General features: G+C 73.9%; 6 protein-coding genes. All 6 read left to right on the forward strand.

What is annotated here, in order from left to right:
• Positions 1-142 precede the first annotated feature (142 nt).
• The gene (locus ACIP5O_RS23195; RefSeq protein WP_401296251.1) at positions 143-7,414 is read left to right on the forward strand and encodes an amino acid adenylation domain-containing protein; all 7,272 of its coding nucleotides are present in this window, start codon (positions 143-145) and stop codon (positions 7,412-7,414) included.
• Positions 7,411-8,595, forward strand: coding sequence for an FAD-dependent monooxygenase (locus ACIP5O_RS23200; RefSeq protein ID WP_401296252.1), 1,185 nt, complete (start codon positions 7,411-7,413; stop codon positions 8,593-8,595). Before ACIP5O_RS23195 ends, ACIP5O_RS23200 begins: the two co-directional genes overlap by 4 nt.
• Complete coding sequence (locus ACIP5O_RS23205) at positions 8,592-10,001, forward strand: short-chain dehydrogenase (RefSeq protein ID WP_401296254.1); 1,410 nt, start codon at positions 8,592-8,594, stop codon at positions 9,999-10,001. Before ACIP5O_RS23200 ends, ACIP5O_RS23205 begins: the two co-directional genes overlap by 4 nt.
• Positions 10,002-10,134: 133 nt before the next feature.
• Positions 10,135-11,019, forward strand: coding sequence for an SDR family oxidoreductase (locus tag ACIP5O_RS23210; protein ID WP_401296256.1), 885 nt, complete (start codon positions 10,135-10,137; stop codon positions 11,017-11,019).
• Positions 11,020-11,082: 63 nt separating this feature from the next.
• A complete protein-coding gene (locus ACIP5O_RS23215; RefSeq protein WP_356549266.1) occupies positions 11,083-11,550 on the forward strand; it encodes a nuclear transport factor 2 family protein in 468 nt (155 codons plus the stop codon).
• 79 nt (positions 11,551-11,629) lie between these two features.
• Positions 11,630-16,563: beta-ketoacyl synthase N-terminal-like domain-containing protein (locus tag ACIP5O_RS23220; RefSeq protein ID WP_401296259.1), on the forward strand; the 4,934-nt coding region annotated here is incomplete at its 3' end.

Genomic DNA, 16,563 nt, shown 5'->3' on the forward strand with positions numbered 1-16,563 from the left:
GAGGGTTCTCTGGTATCGGGAACCTGTTGCCGGCCTGCCTGGTACCCGGAATACCAGGCATCGGAATTTCTGGATCGGAGCGGGCGCGTCCGTGCAGGCTGTGGCCCTGAAGTCAGCATGCGATCGACTGAGCAGGGGAATCGTGAGTTCATCCGTGTGGTCACCGTTGACGGCCTACCAGCGCGACATCTGGGTGGCGAATGCACTGTTTCCGCGGCTGCCTCAGTTCAACCTCTACCTGGCGCGGCGCTTCTCGGGCCCGGTGCGAGCCGAGGAGCTGGCGGCGGCGCTCGGCGCCGTGGCGGCCCGTCACGACGCGCTGCGGCTGGAGTTCCGCGAGGTGGACGGGGTCCCGCAGCAGCGCGTGGCGGAGGCCCGGCCGCGGGTCGAGGTGCTGGACTTCAGCGGGAGCGGAGCGGACGCCGGCACCCGCATCGCCGAGTGGATCGAGGCCGCGTACGACCGGCCGTTCGCCCTGGGCGAGGGGCCGGCCTGCGAACTCGCCGTGCTCAAGGAGAGCGCGGACGCCGCCCACGTCCTCATCAAGGCGCACCACATCGTGGCGGACGCCTGGGCGCTGAACCTGCTGCTCGCGCAGACCGTCGCGGCGGCGGCCGGTGAGGAGCCGGCCCCCGACGCGGCTCCGGAGCCGTCGGCCCTGGCCGTCCTGGAGGACGAGGAGCGCTACCGCGCCTCGGCGCAGTACGCGAAGGACCGGGAGTACTTCCGCACCGTGCTGACCGGGCTTGAGCCCCCGCTGTTCGCCCGCGGGGCGCCCAGCGGGCAGCGCACCTCGGCCCGGCACTCCTTCGCGCTGCCGTACAGCGCCGTCGCCCGGATACGGGAGCGCGGCGAGTCGCCGTTCGCGTTCGTCGCCGCGGCCTTCGCGGTGCACCTCTCGCGCCTGCACCTGACCGAGGACGTGGTGCTGGGCGTCCCCCTGTTCAACCGGCGCGGGCGGGACCAGCGCCGGACGGTCGGGCAGTTCGCCAACACCCTGCCGCTGCCCGTGAGGGCGGACGGAGCCGCCACCTTCACCGAACTGGTCGGTTCCGTCCTGCGGGATTCGCGCGAGCTCCAGCGCCACGAGCGGATGCCGCTGGGCGACGTCCTGCGCGAGGCGCCGGTCGCCGCCGGCGCAGGTGCGGCCCGGTCGCTGTTCGACGTGACGCTCTCGTACGTCCAGTGGCCCGCCGCCCACGACCTGCCCGGCACCACGCAGGAGACCACCGGCGCCACCCGCGCCCACGACCACGACGTGCTCGCGGTCGTGGTGAACGAGATCGCGGACGGCGAGGACGTCCTGGTCGAACTCGACTACGCCACCGACGTCTTCGACGCGGACTTCCCCGTGGAGTCGTTCGGCCGCCACGTGCGGAACCTGGTGCTCGCCGCTCTGGAGGCCCCCGACGGTCCCCTCTCCGCGCTGACCGCGCTCGACCCGAAGGAACGGGCCGAACTGGTCGAGGGCCACAACCGCACCGCCGCCGCCTTCCCCGAGGACGCCACCCTGCACGGCCTCTTCGCGGAGCAGGCCGCCCGCACTCCCGACCGCACCGCCGTCACCGGCCCCGGCCCGGACGACTCCCTCACGTACGCCGAACTCGACGACCGCGCGACCCGGGTGGCACACGCCCTGCTCGGCGACGGCGTGGAGCCCGGCGACCGGGTCGCGGTGCTGATGGAGCGGTCGCCCGCACTGCTGCCCGCGATCCTCGGCGTGCTCAAGGCGGGCGCCGCCTACGTGCCGGTGGACCCGGGCCACCCGGCCGAACGGATCCGGCTGCTGCTGGAGGACAGCGGTGCCCGCGCCGTGCTGACCGGCCCCGGCGCACCCGCTCCGGCCGAACTCCCCGGCGTGGTCGTCCGGCGGGTCGACGGGGAACTCCCAGAGGCGCCGGCCGGGGCCCTCCCCGGGACGGCCGGCCCGCGCAACCTCGCCTACGTCCTGTACACCTCCGGCTCCACCGGCCGTCCCAAGGGCGTCATGGTCGAGCACCGCTCGGTGGTCAACCGGCTGAACTGGATGCAGCGCGCCTACCCGATCGGCCGGGACGACGTCCTGCTCCAGAAGACCCCGGTCACCTTCGACGTGTCCGTGTGGGAACTGTTCTGGTGGCAGTCGACCGGCGCCGGACTGGCCCTCCTCGCACCGGGCGCCGAGAAGGACCCGCGGGAGATGCTGGACACGATCGCGGACCGGAAGGTCACCGTCGCGCATTTCGTGCCCTCCATGTTCGGCCAGTTCCTGGAGCTGCTGGAGGAGCACCCCGAACTCGTCGGGCGGGCCGCGTCACTGCGCCGGATCTTCTGCTCCGGCGAGGCGCTCCAGCCCGAACACGTCAACCGCTTCAACCGGCTCTTCGCGTCGGCGGCGCCCGCGCTGGTCAACCTGTACGGCCCCACCGAGGCCACCGTCGACGTGACGTACTGGGACTGTCCCGGCGGCCCCGACACGCGCGTGGACCGGGTTCCGATCGGCCGGCCCATCGACAACACCGAACTGCACGTCCTCGACCCGTACGACAATCCGCAGCCCGTCGGCGCTCCCGGCGAGCTGTGCGTCGCCGGCGTCGGCCTGGCGCGCGGCTACCTGGGGCGGCCCGACCTGACGGCGCAGGCCTTCGTCGACCACCCGTTCACACCCGGCGAACGCCTCTACCGCACCGGGGACCTGGCCCGCCGGCTCGCCGACGGCAGCCTGGAGTACCTGGGCCGGATCGACGGGCAGGTCAAGATCCGCGGCAACCGCGTCGAGCTCGGCGAGGTCGAGCACCGGCTGTCGCTGGTCCCGGGCGTCCGCGGCGCGGTGGTCCTGCACCGCGTGTCGCAGGAGCGCGGCGGCTCGCTCGTCGGCACGTACCTGGCCGACTCCGAGCTCGACCAGACCCTGCTGCGGTCCGCGCTCGCGCGCGACCTGCCCGAGTACATGATCCCCGCCCGGTTCGCGCGGATCGACGTGATCCCGCTGACCTCCAACGGCAAGGCGGACCGGCGTGCCCTGCTGCGGGCCCTGCCGGACCGGACCGCCGCCGACGACGCCGCGCACACCGCCCCGCGCGACGCCACCGAACGGGCGCTGGCGGAGATCTGGTCCGACGTGCTCGGCGTCGAACGGGTCGGCGTCCACGACGACTACTTCGTGCTCGGCGGCGACTCCATCACCATGCTGCGCGTCCGGGCCGCCGCCGAGAAGCGCGGCCTGGACGTCACCCTCTCCGACATGACCCGCCACACCACCGTCGCCACCCTGGCCCCCCGGGTGCGCCCCCTCGACCCGCTGACCGGCTCCCGGACGGCACCCCTGGAACCGTTCGCGCTGGTCACCGGCATGGACAAGGCCAGGCTGCTGGGGCTGGGCGCCACCGACGCGTACCCGGCCACCCGGCTGCACCTGGGCATGATCTACCACGGCAGCGAGGAAGGCAGCACCACCGTCTACCGCGACGTGTTCCGCTACCGGCTGCGCGTCGACTGGGACGAGCGGGCCTTCCGCGCCGCGTACGCGCGGGTGCTCGAACGCCACCCCGTGCTGCGGTCGTCCTTCTCCCTGGGCGAATACACCGAACCGCTCCAGATCGTGCACCCCGAGGTCACCGGCACCCTGGACGTCGCGGACCTGCGGGGAGCCGGGACCGAGGCCGAGGCCGAGGCGCGGGTCCTCGCCCACGTCGAAGAGCGCCGTCACTTCCCGTACGACTACGAGCGGCCGGGGCTGCACCACACCCGGGTGCACGTCCGCGAAGGCGTCCTGGACCTGGTCCTCAGCTTCCACCACGCCATCCTGGACGGCTGGAGCGTCGCCAACGTGATGAGCGAGCTGCTCCAGGACTACCAGCACGGGCTGGGCGCACCGGTCGGCCCCGTCCCGGACCGGGCGCTGCCGTCCGCCGCCGAGCACGTCCGCCGGGAGCGGGCGCTGCTGGACTCGGCGGAGGCCGCGGACCACTGGCGCACCCTGCTCGACGGGGCCGAACCGGCGCAGCTCGACCCGTTCGTGCCCTACGAGGCACCGGGAACGGGCGAGGACGTCGTCCACCACCTCGAACTCCCCGAGGACGTGGAGCGCGGGGTCAAGGACCTCGCCCGGGAGCACGCGATACCGCTGCGGCTCGTGCTGTTCGCCGCGCACTGCCTGACCCTGCGGCTGCTGACGGGGGCCGAGGACATCACGACGGGCCTGGTCACCCACGGCCGCCCGGAGGTCGCCGAGGCCGAACGGATGGCCGGCCTGTTCCTGAACACCATGCCGTTCCGGCTGCGCGGCGGCCGGGGCTCCTGGCTCGACCTGCTGCGCGACGTCGTCGGCCAGGAGCGCGACTCGCACCCCTACCGCGCCTACCCCCTCAGCGCGATCCAGGACGACCGGGGCGGCGCCCCGCTGCTGGACACCGCGTTCACCTTCGTACGGCTGCACAACCTGGAAGCGCAGCTGGGCACCGACCGGCTCGAACTGCTCGACCTGACCACGTACGAGGAGACCAACTTCGGCCTCCTCACCAACGCGATCGTCGACCCGCGCGACGGCCGGGTGCGGCTGCGCCTCAACTGCGCCGGCCGCTCCTTCACCGCCGTGCAGGCCGCCCTCTTCGCCGACGCGTACACCGCGATACTGCGCCGGATCACCGAACACCCCACGGAGGCGGTGCAGTTCGCCTTCCTGGCGGCCCGGGGCGACCTCCCCGCCAACCCGGCGCCCGAACCGGCCGACGTGATCAGCAGGTTCACCGCCGTGGCGGCGCGGCAGCCCGACGCGGAAGCCGTCGTGTTCGGCGACGTCCGCTGGACCTACCGCGACCTCGACCGGGCCTCCGCCCGGGTCGCGGCACGGCTGCGGGAGCTCGGCGTACCGGCCGGCGCCGGCGTGGGCATCGCGCTGGACCGCTCGCCCGAGATGATCGCCACCGTCCTCGGCGTCCTGCGGGCCGGCGCGGCCTGCGTCCCCCTCGACGTCAGCTACCCGGCCGAGCGGATCGCCCTGATGATCGGGCGGGCGGCGCCCTTCCGGGTCATCGCCCACGCCGCGCACGCCGCTCTCGTCCCCGACCCGGAGCTCCTGCTCCCGGTGGAGACGATCCCGATGCCGGGGACGCCCGGCTTCGACGAGGGCGCCCCCGCGGCGGAGGCGCCGACCGCGCTGCCGCTCGACAGCCTGTGCCTGATCCTCTTCACCTCGGGCTCCTCCGGCGAACCCAAGGGCGTCGAACTCCCGCACCGTCTCTGGGCCAACTACACGCAGTGGCAGCTGCGCGCCGAGACCAACGCGCCCGGCGCCCGCACCCTGCAGTTCGCCCCGCTCAGCTTCGACGTCTCCTTCCAGGAGATCTTCTCCACCATGGCCTGCGGCGGCACCCTGCACCTGGTCTCCGAGACCGACCGCCGCGACCCGGCGACCCTGCTGCGCCTCCTCGACGAGCAGGAGATCGAGCGCTGGTTCATGCCGTTCGTCGCGCTGCAGACCGTGGCGGAGACCTCCGACCTGCTCGGCATCCGGCCGCGCGCCCTGCGCATCCTGATCTCCTCCGGCGAGCAGCTGCGCGTCACCGAGGAGCTGCGCCGGTTCTGCGCCGTACGGCCCACCCTGCTGGAGAACCAGTACGGGCCGACCGAGACCAACATCGCGAGCGCCCACCTGCTGTCGGGCGACCCGGCGCACTGGCCCGCCCTGCCGCCCATCGGCACCGCCGTCGACGGCGCCGAGATCCACGTCCTGGACGACCGGCTGCGGCCCGTGCCCACCGGCGTGCACGGCGAGATCTACCTCGGCGGCGCCTGTCTGGCCCTCGGCTACAAGGGCCGCCCGGACCTGACCGAGGAGCGGTTCGTGCCGCACCCCGACCGGGCCGGGGCGCGCCTCTACCGCACCGGCGACGTCGGCCGCGTCCTGCCCGACGGGAACGCCGTGTGGCTGGGCCGCGCCGACGACCAGGTCAAGGTGCGCGGGTTCCGCGTCGAGCCGGCCGAGGTGGAGATCGCCATCACCGCCCTGTCCGACGAGTTCCCGGGCATCCGGGGCGCCGCCGTGGTCGCCCGGAAGCGCGGCCCGGGCGGGGAGTCGTTCCTGGTCGGGTTCCTGCTCGGCGAAGAGGGCTCGGCCGACCTGGGCGAGATCCGCACCCGGCTGCGCCGCGTGCTCCCCGACTACATGGTGCCCGCCCACCTGGTGTGGCTGGACCGCCTGCCGATGACCCCGAGCGGCAAGCGGAACGACGCGGCCCTGCGCCGCGTCGAGCTCAAGACGGCCGAGGCGGTCGCGCCCACCCTGCCGCGCGACGCCATGGAGCAGTCCCTCGCCGCGATCTTCGGGGAGATGCTGAACCTGCCCGGCATCGGCGTGCACGACGACTTCTTCGCCTCCGGTGGCACCTCGCTGACGGCGATGCGGCTCATCGTGACCATCGAGAAGCGGTTCGGCGTCCGCATGCCCCTGACCGCCTTCGTCGCCGCGCCGACCATCGCCATGCTCGCCGACAAGCTGCGCTCCGGTGCGGCGGTCGCCGCCTTCGACCCGGTCGTGCCCGTCAGGACCGTCGCGCCCGGCAAGCCCGGCCGCACCCCGGTCTTCCTGGTCCACCCGCTCGGCGGCAACGTGCTCTGCTACGTGCGCCTCGCCCGGCACCTGCCCGACGACCAACCGCTGTACGCGCTCCAGGCGGCCGGCGGTGAGCCGGGCACCGAGCCGATCACCACGATGGCCGGGCTGGCCCGCAGCTACCTGGACGCGATCAAGCGCGTCCAGCCGGAGGGTCCGTACCGGATCGGCGGCTGGTCGTTCGGCGGGTTCGTGGCCTTCGAGATGGCGCGCGAGCTGCGCCGGACCGGGGAGGCCAGGTTGGACCAGCTGATCCTGCTGGACTCCATCGCGCCGGATCCGGGTCAGCGGCCCGAGGTCGCCGAACAGGCCATGATGGAGTGGTTCTTCTGGGAGCTGATCTGGGTCGACCGGGGCGGCAGCGCGCCCGTCGACCGGATACCCGACGACCTGACCACCGACGACGCGCGGCTGGACTACATCGCCGACCGCGCGGCGGCCGTGGGCATCGTCCCGGTGGCCACGGCCCGGACCGCGATCCGCCGGCTCTTCGAGGTCTACAAGGCGAACTGGAACGCGCTGCGCGACTACACGCCGGCGCCCGAGCCGATCGACCTGACCCTGGTCAAGGCGACCGCCCCGCTGCCGGACGTCCTGCGCCCCATGCACGGCGCCGCCCGCACCCTCCACGAGGCCCCGGCCAACGGCTGGGCGACCCTCACCAGCGGGCGCGTCGACGTGGTGGAGGTGCCCGGCGACCACCTGCTGCTGCTGGACGAGCCGTACGTGCGGTCCGTCGGCCAGGCCATCACCCCGCACCCCGTGTCCGACGCGCCGCGCGCACGGACCGAGCACACCTCCGACGAAGGGACCGCACAGTGACGGCCGGCAGGAGCATCAAGGCGATCGTCGTAGGGGCGGGCATCGGCGGGCTCACCGCCGCCGCCACCCTGCGCAAGGTCGGTCTGGACGTCGAGGTCTACGAGCGGGCCCGGGAGCTGAGGCCCGCGGGCGGTGCGCTGTCGTTCATGACCAACTCCGTACTCGCGCTGCGCACGCTCGGCATCGACCTGCGCCTGGAGGACCACGCGGAGATCCTGGAGGAGCTGCACTTCCTGACCACGTCCGGCGAGGTCATCCGCACCCTGCGGTTCAAGGAGATCTGCGACCGGCTCGGCGCCCCCAGCTTCGGCATCTCCCGCACCCTGCTCCAGCAGCTGCTGCTCAAGGAGATCGACGACTGCCCGCTCACCCTGGGCGCCGCCGCCACCGGGTACGAGCACGACGCGGACGGGGTCACCGTGCGGTTCGCGGACGGCCGCGAGGCCCGCGGCGACGTGCTGATCGGCGCCGACGGCTTCGGCTCGGCGATCCGACGCCAGGTCGCCGGCCCCGAGGAGCCGCGCGAGACCGGCTACCTGTGCTGGGTCGCCACCCCCGACTTCACCCATCCGCGGGTGCCCAAGCAGTACGGCGCCCACTACTGGGGACGCGGCAAGCGCTTCGGCATCGCCAACATCGGCGGCGGCCAGGTCTACTGGTGGGGCACCAAGAACATGCCCGTCGAGCGGGCCCGCGACTGGCGCGGCGGCAAGGACGAGATCCTGAGCGCCTACGAGGGCTGGGCCCCGGAGGTCGTGGCGGCCGTCGAGGCCACCCCGATCGAGGCGATCACCGCCTTCCCCGCTCGCGACAGGCCGTTCCTGGAGCAGTGGGGCGACGGGCCCGTGACCCTGCTCGGGGACGCCGCCCACCCGATGATGACCAGTCTCGGCCAGGGCGCCTGCATGGCCGTCGAGGACGCGGCGGTCCTCGCCCACTCCCTGCGCGGCGTGACCGCCGCCGGGGACGGCCCCCGCCGGGCGCTGCGCTCCTACGAGGCCGCCCGCCGGCCCCGCACCCGGAAGATCGTCGAGGGCGCCCACGCGCTCAGCGGCCTGGAGCAGACCGAGTCGCGCCTGCGCGTCGTCGGCCGCGACCTGTTCTTCCGGTTCGCCCCCGCGTCCGTGCTGGACAAGACCAACGCCGAATACCTCGACTTCACCCTGGAGGCCGGGCAGTGACCCCGTGGAACGCGACCGACGCCGCGACCGAGGCGGACCGTCCCCTCAGTCCCCTGGAGCGGTGGTACTGGATCTGCGACCAGATCTCCCCCCTCAACGTCATCTCGCACGCCCGGCTGCACGGCCCCTTCGACGCGGGGCTGGCCGCCCGCGCGCTCGCCGCCCTCCAGAGCCGCCACCCCCTGCTGCGGTCCGCGATCACGGCCGACGCGCAGGGCCGCAAGCCGCGCTTCCGGCCCGCTCCGGGCCGCGAGGTGCCCCTGCGCACCGTCACGGCCCCGGCCGGTCCGGACGGAGGAGGAGACGGCACGGAGGCGTGGGAGCGGGAGGTCAACACGTACGAACTCGTCACCGCCGTCAACTGGCGCACGGGGCCGCTGGCCCGTGCCCTGGTCGTGACCCGGCCCGGCGGCGACGGCGCCCCGGACGTGCACGACCTGGTCCTGACCGTGCCGCACTGCATCGCCGACGGCACCACCGTCCTCACGCTGATGCGGCAGTGGGTCGAGCTCGCCGGCGAGCTCGCCGCTCACGGGTCCCGGTCCGCGGAGCGCGCGCCGCGGACCGGTTCCCTGCGGGTCCTGCCCGCGCCCGAGCAGTTGCTGCCCGCGGGCCACCGGGGCCTGGCGGGCCTGCGCAAGGTCGTCGGCCAGCAGATCGCCGACCAGGGCACGGCCAAGCGGATCAAGCCGCGCCGCTTCGAGCCCACGTCGCGCGTGCCCTTCGAGAGCCGCGTCACCCAGCTCCTGGGCCGCTCGCTACCCGCCGACGAGCTGGCCGAGCTCGTCGCGGCGTGCAAGCGCGAACAGGCCACCGTGCACGGGGCGTTGGCCGCGGCGATGGCGACCGCGGCGGCGCGGGACGCCGGCGACCGTCCGGGCCCGCTGGTGATCGGTTCGCCGATCACCTTCCGCGACGCGCTGGTCCCCCGGGTCACCGAGGACGAGATCGGCACGTACGTCGCCACCGTGCCCTCGATCGTGGACTACCGGCCGGGCGCCCCGCTGTGGCCGATGGCCCGGACCATCAGCCGGGACCTCGCGCGCCGCCGGCGGCGCGGCGAGCACCTGACGGCCGTCGCCACACTCGGGCCGGTGGCCCCCAAGTCGGTCGCGAAGAGCGAGCGGTTCCTCCGTTTCATGGAGGAGAAGGGCCCGATCACCCTCTGCGTCTCCAACGTCGGCCGGTACGACTTCCCGGACACCGTCGGGCCCTGGCGGGTGAGCTCGGCCGAGTTCATCGCCGGCCTGTCCGTCAACGCCTACTACTGCGCCGCGATCACCACCGCCCACGACCGGCTCGCCTGGAACTTCACCCACGTCGAGGGCGCCGTGCCCGCGGACCGGGCCGAGCGCCTCGCCGCCGCCTCCCTGGAGGCGGTCCGCGACGCCGTCAAGCAGTCGTAGGGGGCGCCTCGTCGATCACGCCGGGCTCGCGGCGCCCGGCACCGCACCCTGATCCGGCCCGATCGACAGGACACCCCCTGGGCCCCCGGCCCTCCCGTCCCCACCCACGTCGCACCGAACCCGGAGAACCACCGTGCCGAACAGGACGCCACTGCTGTCCCCCCACGGGAAGGCCGTCGTCATCACCGGAGCCTCCTCCGGTCTCGGCGAGGCATGCGCCCGCAACCTCGCCCGGATCGGCTTCCAGGTGTACGCCGGGGTCCGGCGCACCGAGGACGCCGAACGGCTCACCGCGTCCGGGGCCGTCGGGCTCACCCCCGTGATCCTGGACGTCACCGACGAGAAGACCATCGCCGCCGCCGTCGACCGGATCGCCGAGGAGAACCCCGAGGCTGGCCTGTTCGGCCTGGTCAACAACGCGGGCATCGCCGTGACCGCACCGCTGGAGTGCGTCCCTCCCGCCCTGCTGCGCCGACAGCTGGACATCAACGTGGTCGGACAGCTGGCGGTGATCCAGGGCTTCCTGCCGCTCCTGCGCACCGGCGCCGGGCGGATCGTCAACATCACCTCCGGGCTGGGCAACGTCGCCATCCCGTACCTGGGGGCGTACGCGGCCGCGCAGTTCGCGAAGGAGGGGCTCAGCGACGCGCTCCGCCGCGAACTGGCACCGTTCGGCATCCCGGTCTCCGTCGTCCAGCCCGGCGCGGTCATGACGCCGATCTGGGACAAGATGGCGCTGGAGGCCGGCCGGACCCTCGACGAGGCTCCCGAGGCGGTCGCCGAGCTGTACCGGGACACCTTCCTGCGCTTCCTGGAGAGCAACGAGCACTCGGCGCGCACCAGCGCGGTCACTCCGGACGACGTGGCCCGCACCGTCATGCGGGCACTGGTCGTCAAGCGCCCCCGGACCCGCTACGGCGTCGGCAAGGACGCCACCGGTGGCCGGCTGCTGGCCCGTCTGCTGCCGGACCGGGCCATCGACAAGGTCTTCGGCGGCGTCGTCACCGCCACGCCCTGAACGGCCGGCGCCCCCGCGCCCGTCCCGCAACCCCCGCGCACACCTCACAGAGAAGGAACACGCATGACCACCACCCCCCAGGAACTCAAGGACCTCTTCCGCCACAGCCTGGAGCTGCTGTCCAGCGGCCGCGTCGAGGAGTGGGTCGGCCTGTTCGCCGAGGACGGCGTCCTCGAATTCCCCTACCCCGCCTGGGGTTTCCCGAGCCGGATGCAGGGCCGTGAGGAACTGATCGGCCAGATGACCCTGTTCGGCCAGCAGCTCAAGGTCACGTTCTCCGAGCCGGAGTTCTACACCGCCACCGAGGACGGCCTGGTCATCGCCGCGTTCACCGGTGAGGCGACCCTGCTGGCCACCGGCGGCGAGTACACCCAGACGTACCTGTCGGTGGTCCGCTTCGAGGACGGCCGGATCACGCTCTACCGCGACTTCTGGAACCCGTGGCTGGTCATGGAGGCCGCGGGCGGTGAGATCGCCTGGAAGCAGGCCCTCCAGGCACTCGCCGCCGGAGCGGGCACCGCGGCCTCCTGACCGGCCGTCCACCCCTCGCGGCCCCGGCCACCGCCCGGGGCCGCGCCCCCGTTCGCATCTCACAGGAGACACAGCCCAGATGATCGACCAGTACGGCAGCGACAGCAGCGCGGCGACGGACGCGGACCGAGCACGGGACGAGCCGATCGCGGTGATCGGCCTGTCCTGCCGACTGCCCGGGGCCGAGGGCCCCGTCGCCTTCTGGGAACTCCTCAGTTCGGGCCGCGACGCGATCGGCGAGGTGCCGGAGGGCCGGTGGGAGCCCCCGGCCGCCGGGCACGACGGCCCGGAGCGGCGCGGCGGGTTCCTCGACGACGCCGACGCGTTCGACGCGGCCTTCTTCGGCATCTCACCGGAGGAAGCCCTGGCGATGGACCCGCAGCAGCGGCTGGTCCTCGAACTCGCCTGGGAGGCCCTGGAGGACGCCCGCATCCTGCCGGGCAGTCTCGAGGGCAGCAGCACCGGCATCTTCATCGGTGCCATCTGGGACGACTACGCCAAGCTGCTCCACTCCTACGGCACGTCCGCCATCGGCCAGTACAGCGTGACCGGCACCCACCGCGGCGTCATCGCCAACCGGGTCTCCTACGCGCTCGGCCTCCAGGGTCCCAGTCTCACCCTCGACACCGCCCAGTCCTCCTCGCTCGTCGCGGTGCACGCGGCGTGCGCCAGCCTGCGCAGCGGAGAGTCGGCCACGGCCCTGGCCGGCGGCGTCAACCTGAACCTCGTACCGGAGAGCACCCTCGCCCTCGCCCGTCTGGGCGCCCTCTCCCCGGACGCCCGCTGCCACGTCTTCGACGCCCGGGCCAACGGCATCGTGCGCGGCGAGGGCGGCGGCCTCGTCGTCCTCAAGCCCCTGTCGGCCGCCCTCGCCGACGGCGACCCGGTGTACTGCGTGATCCGGGGCAGCGCCGTCAACAACGACGGTGCCACCCCGGGCCTGACCACTCCGGGCGAGGCCACCCAGAGCGCCGCCCTGCGCGCCGCCTGCCGCCGGGCGGGCATCGACCCGGCCCACCTGCAGTACCTGGAGCTGCACGGCACCGGCACCCCCGTCGGCGACCCGATCGAGGCCCGGGCCGTCGGCGCCGTCACCGCCCCCGGCCGCCCGGACGAAGACCCCCTGCGCGTCGGCTCCGCCAAGACCAACGTCGGCCACCTGGAAGCCGCCGCGGGCATCGTCGGCCTGCTCAAGGTGGCGCTGAGCATCCGCCACCGGGAGCTGCCGCCCAGCCTCAACTACGAGACCCCGAACCCGGCGATCCCCCTGGACCGGCTGCGGCTGCGCGTGCAGGACGAACTCGGCCCCTGGCCCCGGGAGGACGCCCCGCTGCTCGCCGCCGTCGGCTCGCTCGGCATCGGCGGCACCAACTGCCACATGGTGCTGGCCGAGCTGCCCGCGGCCGCGCGGACGCCCGAGTCCGCCGACGTCCCCGAGACCGCCGGCGTCCCCGGGGCCGCGTCGGGCACGGCGGAGCACCCGCGACCGGAAGCGCCGCTGCCGTGGGTGCTGTCGGGCCGCGGCGAAGCAGCGGTACGCGCCCAGGCCCAGCGGCTCCTCGACCACCTCACCGCCCGGCCGGTCGTCGGCGTCGCCTCCACCGGCCTCTCCCTGGCCACCATCCGGACCGCCTTCGAACACCGGGCCGCCGTCGTGGCGGGCACCCGCACGGAGCTGCTGGCGGGCCTGGGCGCCCTGGCCGGCGGACTGCCGTCCGCGCACACGGTCACCGGTACGGCCCGGCCGGGCCGCACCGCCGTCCTGTTCGGCGGCGGCGGCAGCCAGCGGGCCGGCATGGGACGCGAGCTGTACGCCGCCCACCCCGTCTACGCCGCCGCCTTCGACGCGGTCTGCGACGAACTCGACCGGCACCTCGACCGGCCCGTCCGCGCGCTGATCTTCGCCGAGCCCGGCAGCGCGGACGCCGCCCTGCTCGACCGCACCGACTACGCCCTGCCCGCACTGCTGGCGGTCGAGGTCGCCCTCTACCGGCTCTACGAGAGCTGGGGCGTCACCCCCGACTACGTCACCGGCCACTCCATGGGCGAACTGGCGGCCGCGCACGTCGCCGGAGTCCTCTCGCTGCCGGACGTGTGCACCCTGGCCACCGTCCGGGCCCGCCTCATCCAGTCCCGCGCGGGCGGCGCCATGGCCGCCGTGCAGGCGGGGGAGGAGGAGGTCCTCGCCTCGTTCGAGACCCTCGGCCGGCACGTCGGCGCCGTGGCCGTCGCCGGGCTCAACTCCCCGGACGGCACCGTCGTCTCGGGCGACGAGGACGCCGTGCTCGCCGTGTGCGCGTACTGGCGGGAGCGGGGCCGCAAGTGCAAGCGGCTCGCCGTCACCGTCGCCGGCCACTCGTCGCACATGGACGCGATCCTCGACGAGTTCGAGCGGACCGCCAGGACCCTCGACTACCGTCCCGCCCGCATCCCCGTCGTGTCCAACGTCACCGGCCGGATCGCCACGGACGAGCAGCTCACCGACCCCCGCTACTGGGTCCGGCACATCCGTGCCACCGTGCGGTTCGCGGACGGGGTGCGCTCCCTGCGCGACGCCGGGGTCACCACGTTCCTGGAACTCTCCCCGACCCCGGTGCTCACCCAGGCCGTCGCCGCCACCCTGGAGGGCGACGGTCCCCGCCCGGCCGCCTTCGCCGCGCTCGTGCGCGACGGCGGCGAGTCGCAGTCCGCGATGACCGCCCTGGCCCGGCTGCACGCCGCCGGGGTGGAGTGCGACTGGCACGCCGTGTTCCCGGCCGGTACTCCGCTGAGTCCGCTCCCGCCGTACGCCTTCCAGCGCAAGCGCTACTGGCCCGATCCGGCCGGCCGGCCCCGGGCGCGGGGCGCCGGCGGCCTGCGCGCGCTCGGCACTCCCGACGCCGACGAAGCCGGAGGCGCGGCGGCGGTGCTGCGCGGCCGGCTCGCCCCGCTGTCCCCGGCGGAGCAGGAGCACGCCCTGCGGGAGCTGATCGACACGGTCGCCGCGGTCGTCCTCCAGCAGACCCGGGACGAACCGCTCGACCCCGCCGCGGCCTTCTCCGACCTCGGCTTCACCTCCCTGCGCGCCGTCGAGCTGCGCGGCCACCTCGAGACCGCGACCGGGCTGAGGCTGCCGGCCTCGCTGCTCTTCGACCACCCGACCCCGGCGGTGCTCGCCGCGCACCTGCGGGAACAGCTGTCGGCGGACCCGGGTGCGGCGGCGGCGCGGCCGGAGACGGAGGCGGTCCCGGCGACGGACGCGGTCCCGATGACGGACGACGATCCGATCGTGATCGTGGGGATGAGCTGTCGTTTCCCGGGTGAGGTCACCGATCCCGAGGGGCTGTGGCGGATGGTCGCGGAGGGCCGGGAGGGGATCTCGGAGTTCCCGGTGAACCGGGGCTGGGACCTGGAGGGGCTCTACGACCCGGACCCGGAGCGACGGGGCACCTCGTACACGCGGCACGGCGGCTTCCTGCACGACGCGGACCGTTTCGACGCGGAGTTCTTCGGAATGAGCCCGCGCGAGGCACTGGCCACCGATCCGCAGCAGCGGCTGCTCCTGGAGACGGCCTGGGAAGCGTTCGAACGGGCGGAGATCGACCCCGCCGACCTGCGCGGAAGCCGGACCGGCGTGTTCACGGGCCTGATGTCCCCGGACTACGGCCCCCGCCTGCACGAGGCGGTGGAGGACACCGACGGCTATCTCCTGACGGGCAGTTCGAACAGTGTGGCGTCGGGTCGGGTGGCGTACACGTTCGGGCTGGAGGGCCCGGCGGTGAGTGTGGACACGGCCTGCTCCTCATCCCTGGTGGCACTGCACCTGGCAGTACAGGCCCTGCGCCGGGGTGAGTGCACCATGGCACTGGCCGGTGGCGTCACGGTCATGTCGACACCCGGAACCTTCGTCGAGTTCAGCCGCCAGCGGGGGCTGTCGCAGGACGGTCGGTGCAAGGCCTTCTCCGACGACGCCGACGGCACAGGCTGGGGCGAGGGAGCAGGCCTGCTCCTGCTGGAGCGCCTGTCGGACGCCCGCCGCGCCGGACGCCGCATACTGGCGGTCATACGCGGCAGCGCGGTCAACCAGGACGGTGCGAGCAACGGCCTGACCGCACCGAACGGACCTTCCCAGCAGCGCGTCATCCGTCAGGCCCTGGCCTCGGCCGGACTCTCCGGCGCCGACATCGACGTGGTCGAGGCCCACGGCACCGGAACCCGACTGGGCGACCCGATCGAAGCACAAGCCCTCCTGGCCACCTACGGCCAGGACCACACCCCGGACAACCCCCTGTGGCTCGGCTCGGTCAAATCCAACATCGGCCACACCCAGGCAGCCGCCGGCGTGGCCGGAATCATCAAAATGATCATGGCCATGCGCCACGGCACCCTGCCCGCCACCCTCAACGTCACCCAAGCCACCAGCCAAGTCGACTGGACAGCGGGAGCCGTCAGCCTGCTGACCGAACCCCGCCCCTGGGACACCGAAGACCGCCCCCGCCGCGCCGCGATCTCCGGATTCGGCATCAGCGGCACCAACGCCCACCTCATCCTCGAAGAACCCCCCTCGCACACCGAGGGCGAACCCGCCCAGCCGGCCGTGGACACGGCGCCGGCCGGTCCTGTGCTCTGGCCGCTGTCCGCCGCGGGTCCCGAGGCACTCCGGGCCCAGGCCGCGCGCCTGCGCGACCACCTCACCACCGAGGCGCCCGACGCCGACGCGGTGGCGGTCGCCCACGCCCTCGCCACCACCCGCGCGGCGCTCGGACACCGGGCCGTGGTCGTCGGCTCCGACCGCACCGACCTCCTCGCCGCGTTGGACGCCTTCGCCCGGGGCGACGACCCGATCGCCGTACGGACCGGTGTGGCCCGTCCCTCCGGACGCCTCGCGGTGTTGTTCGCGGGGCAGGGTTCGCAACGCCCAGGCATGGGACGCGAGCTCTACACCACCCACCCCGTCTACGCCGCCGCCTTCGACGAAGTCTGCGAAAAACTCGACCCCCTCCTCGGACACTCCCTCGCCGACATCGTCTTCGC

This window comes from Streptomyces sp. NPDC088915 (assembly GCF_044749825.1).
Lineage (GTDB): Bacteria > Actinomycetota > Actinomycetes > Streptomycetales > Streptomycetaceae > Streptomyces.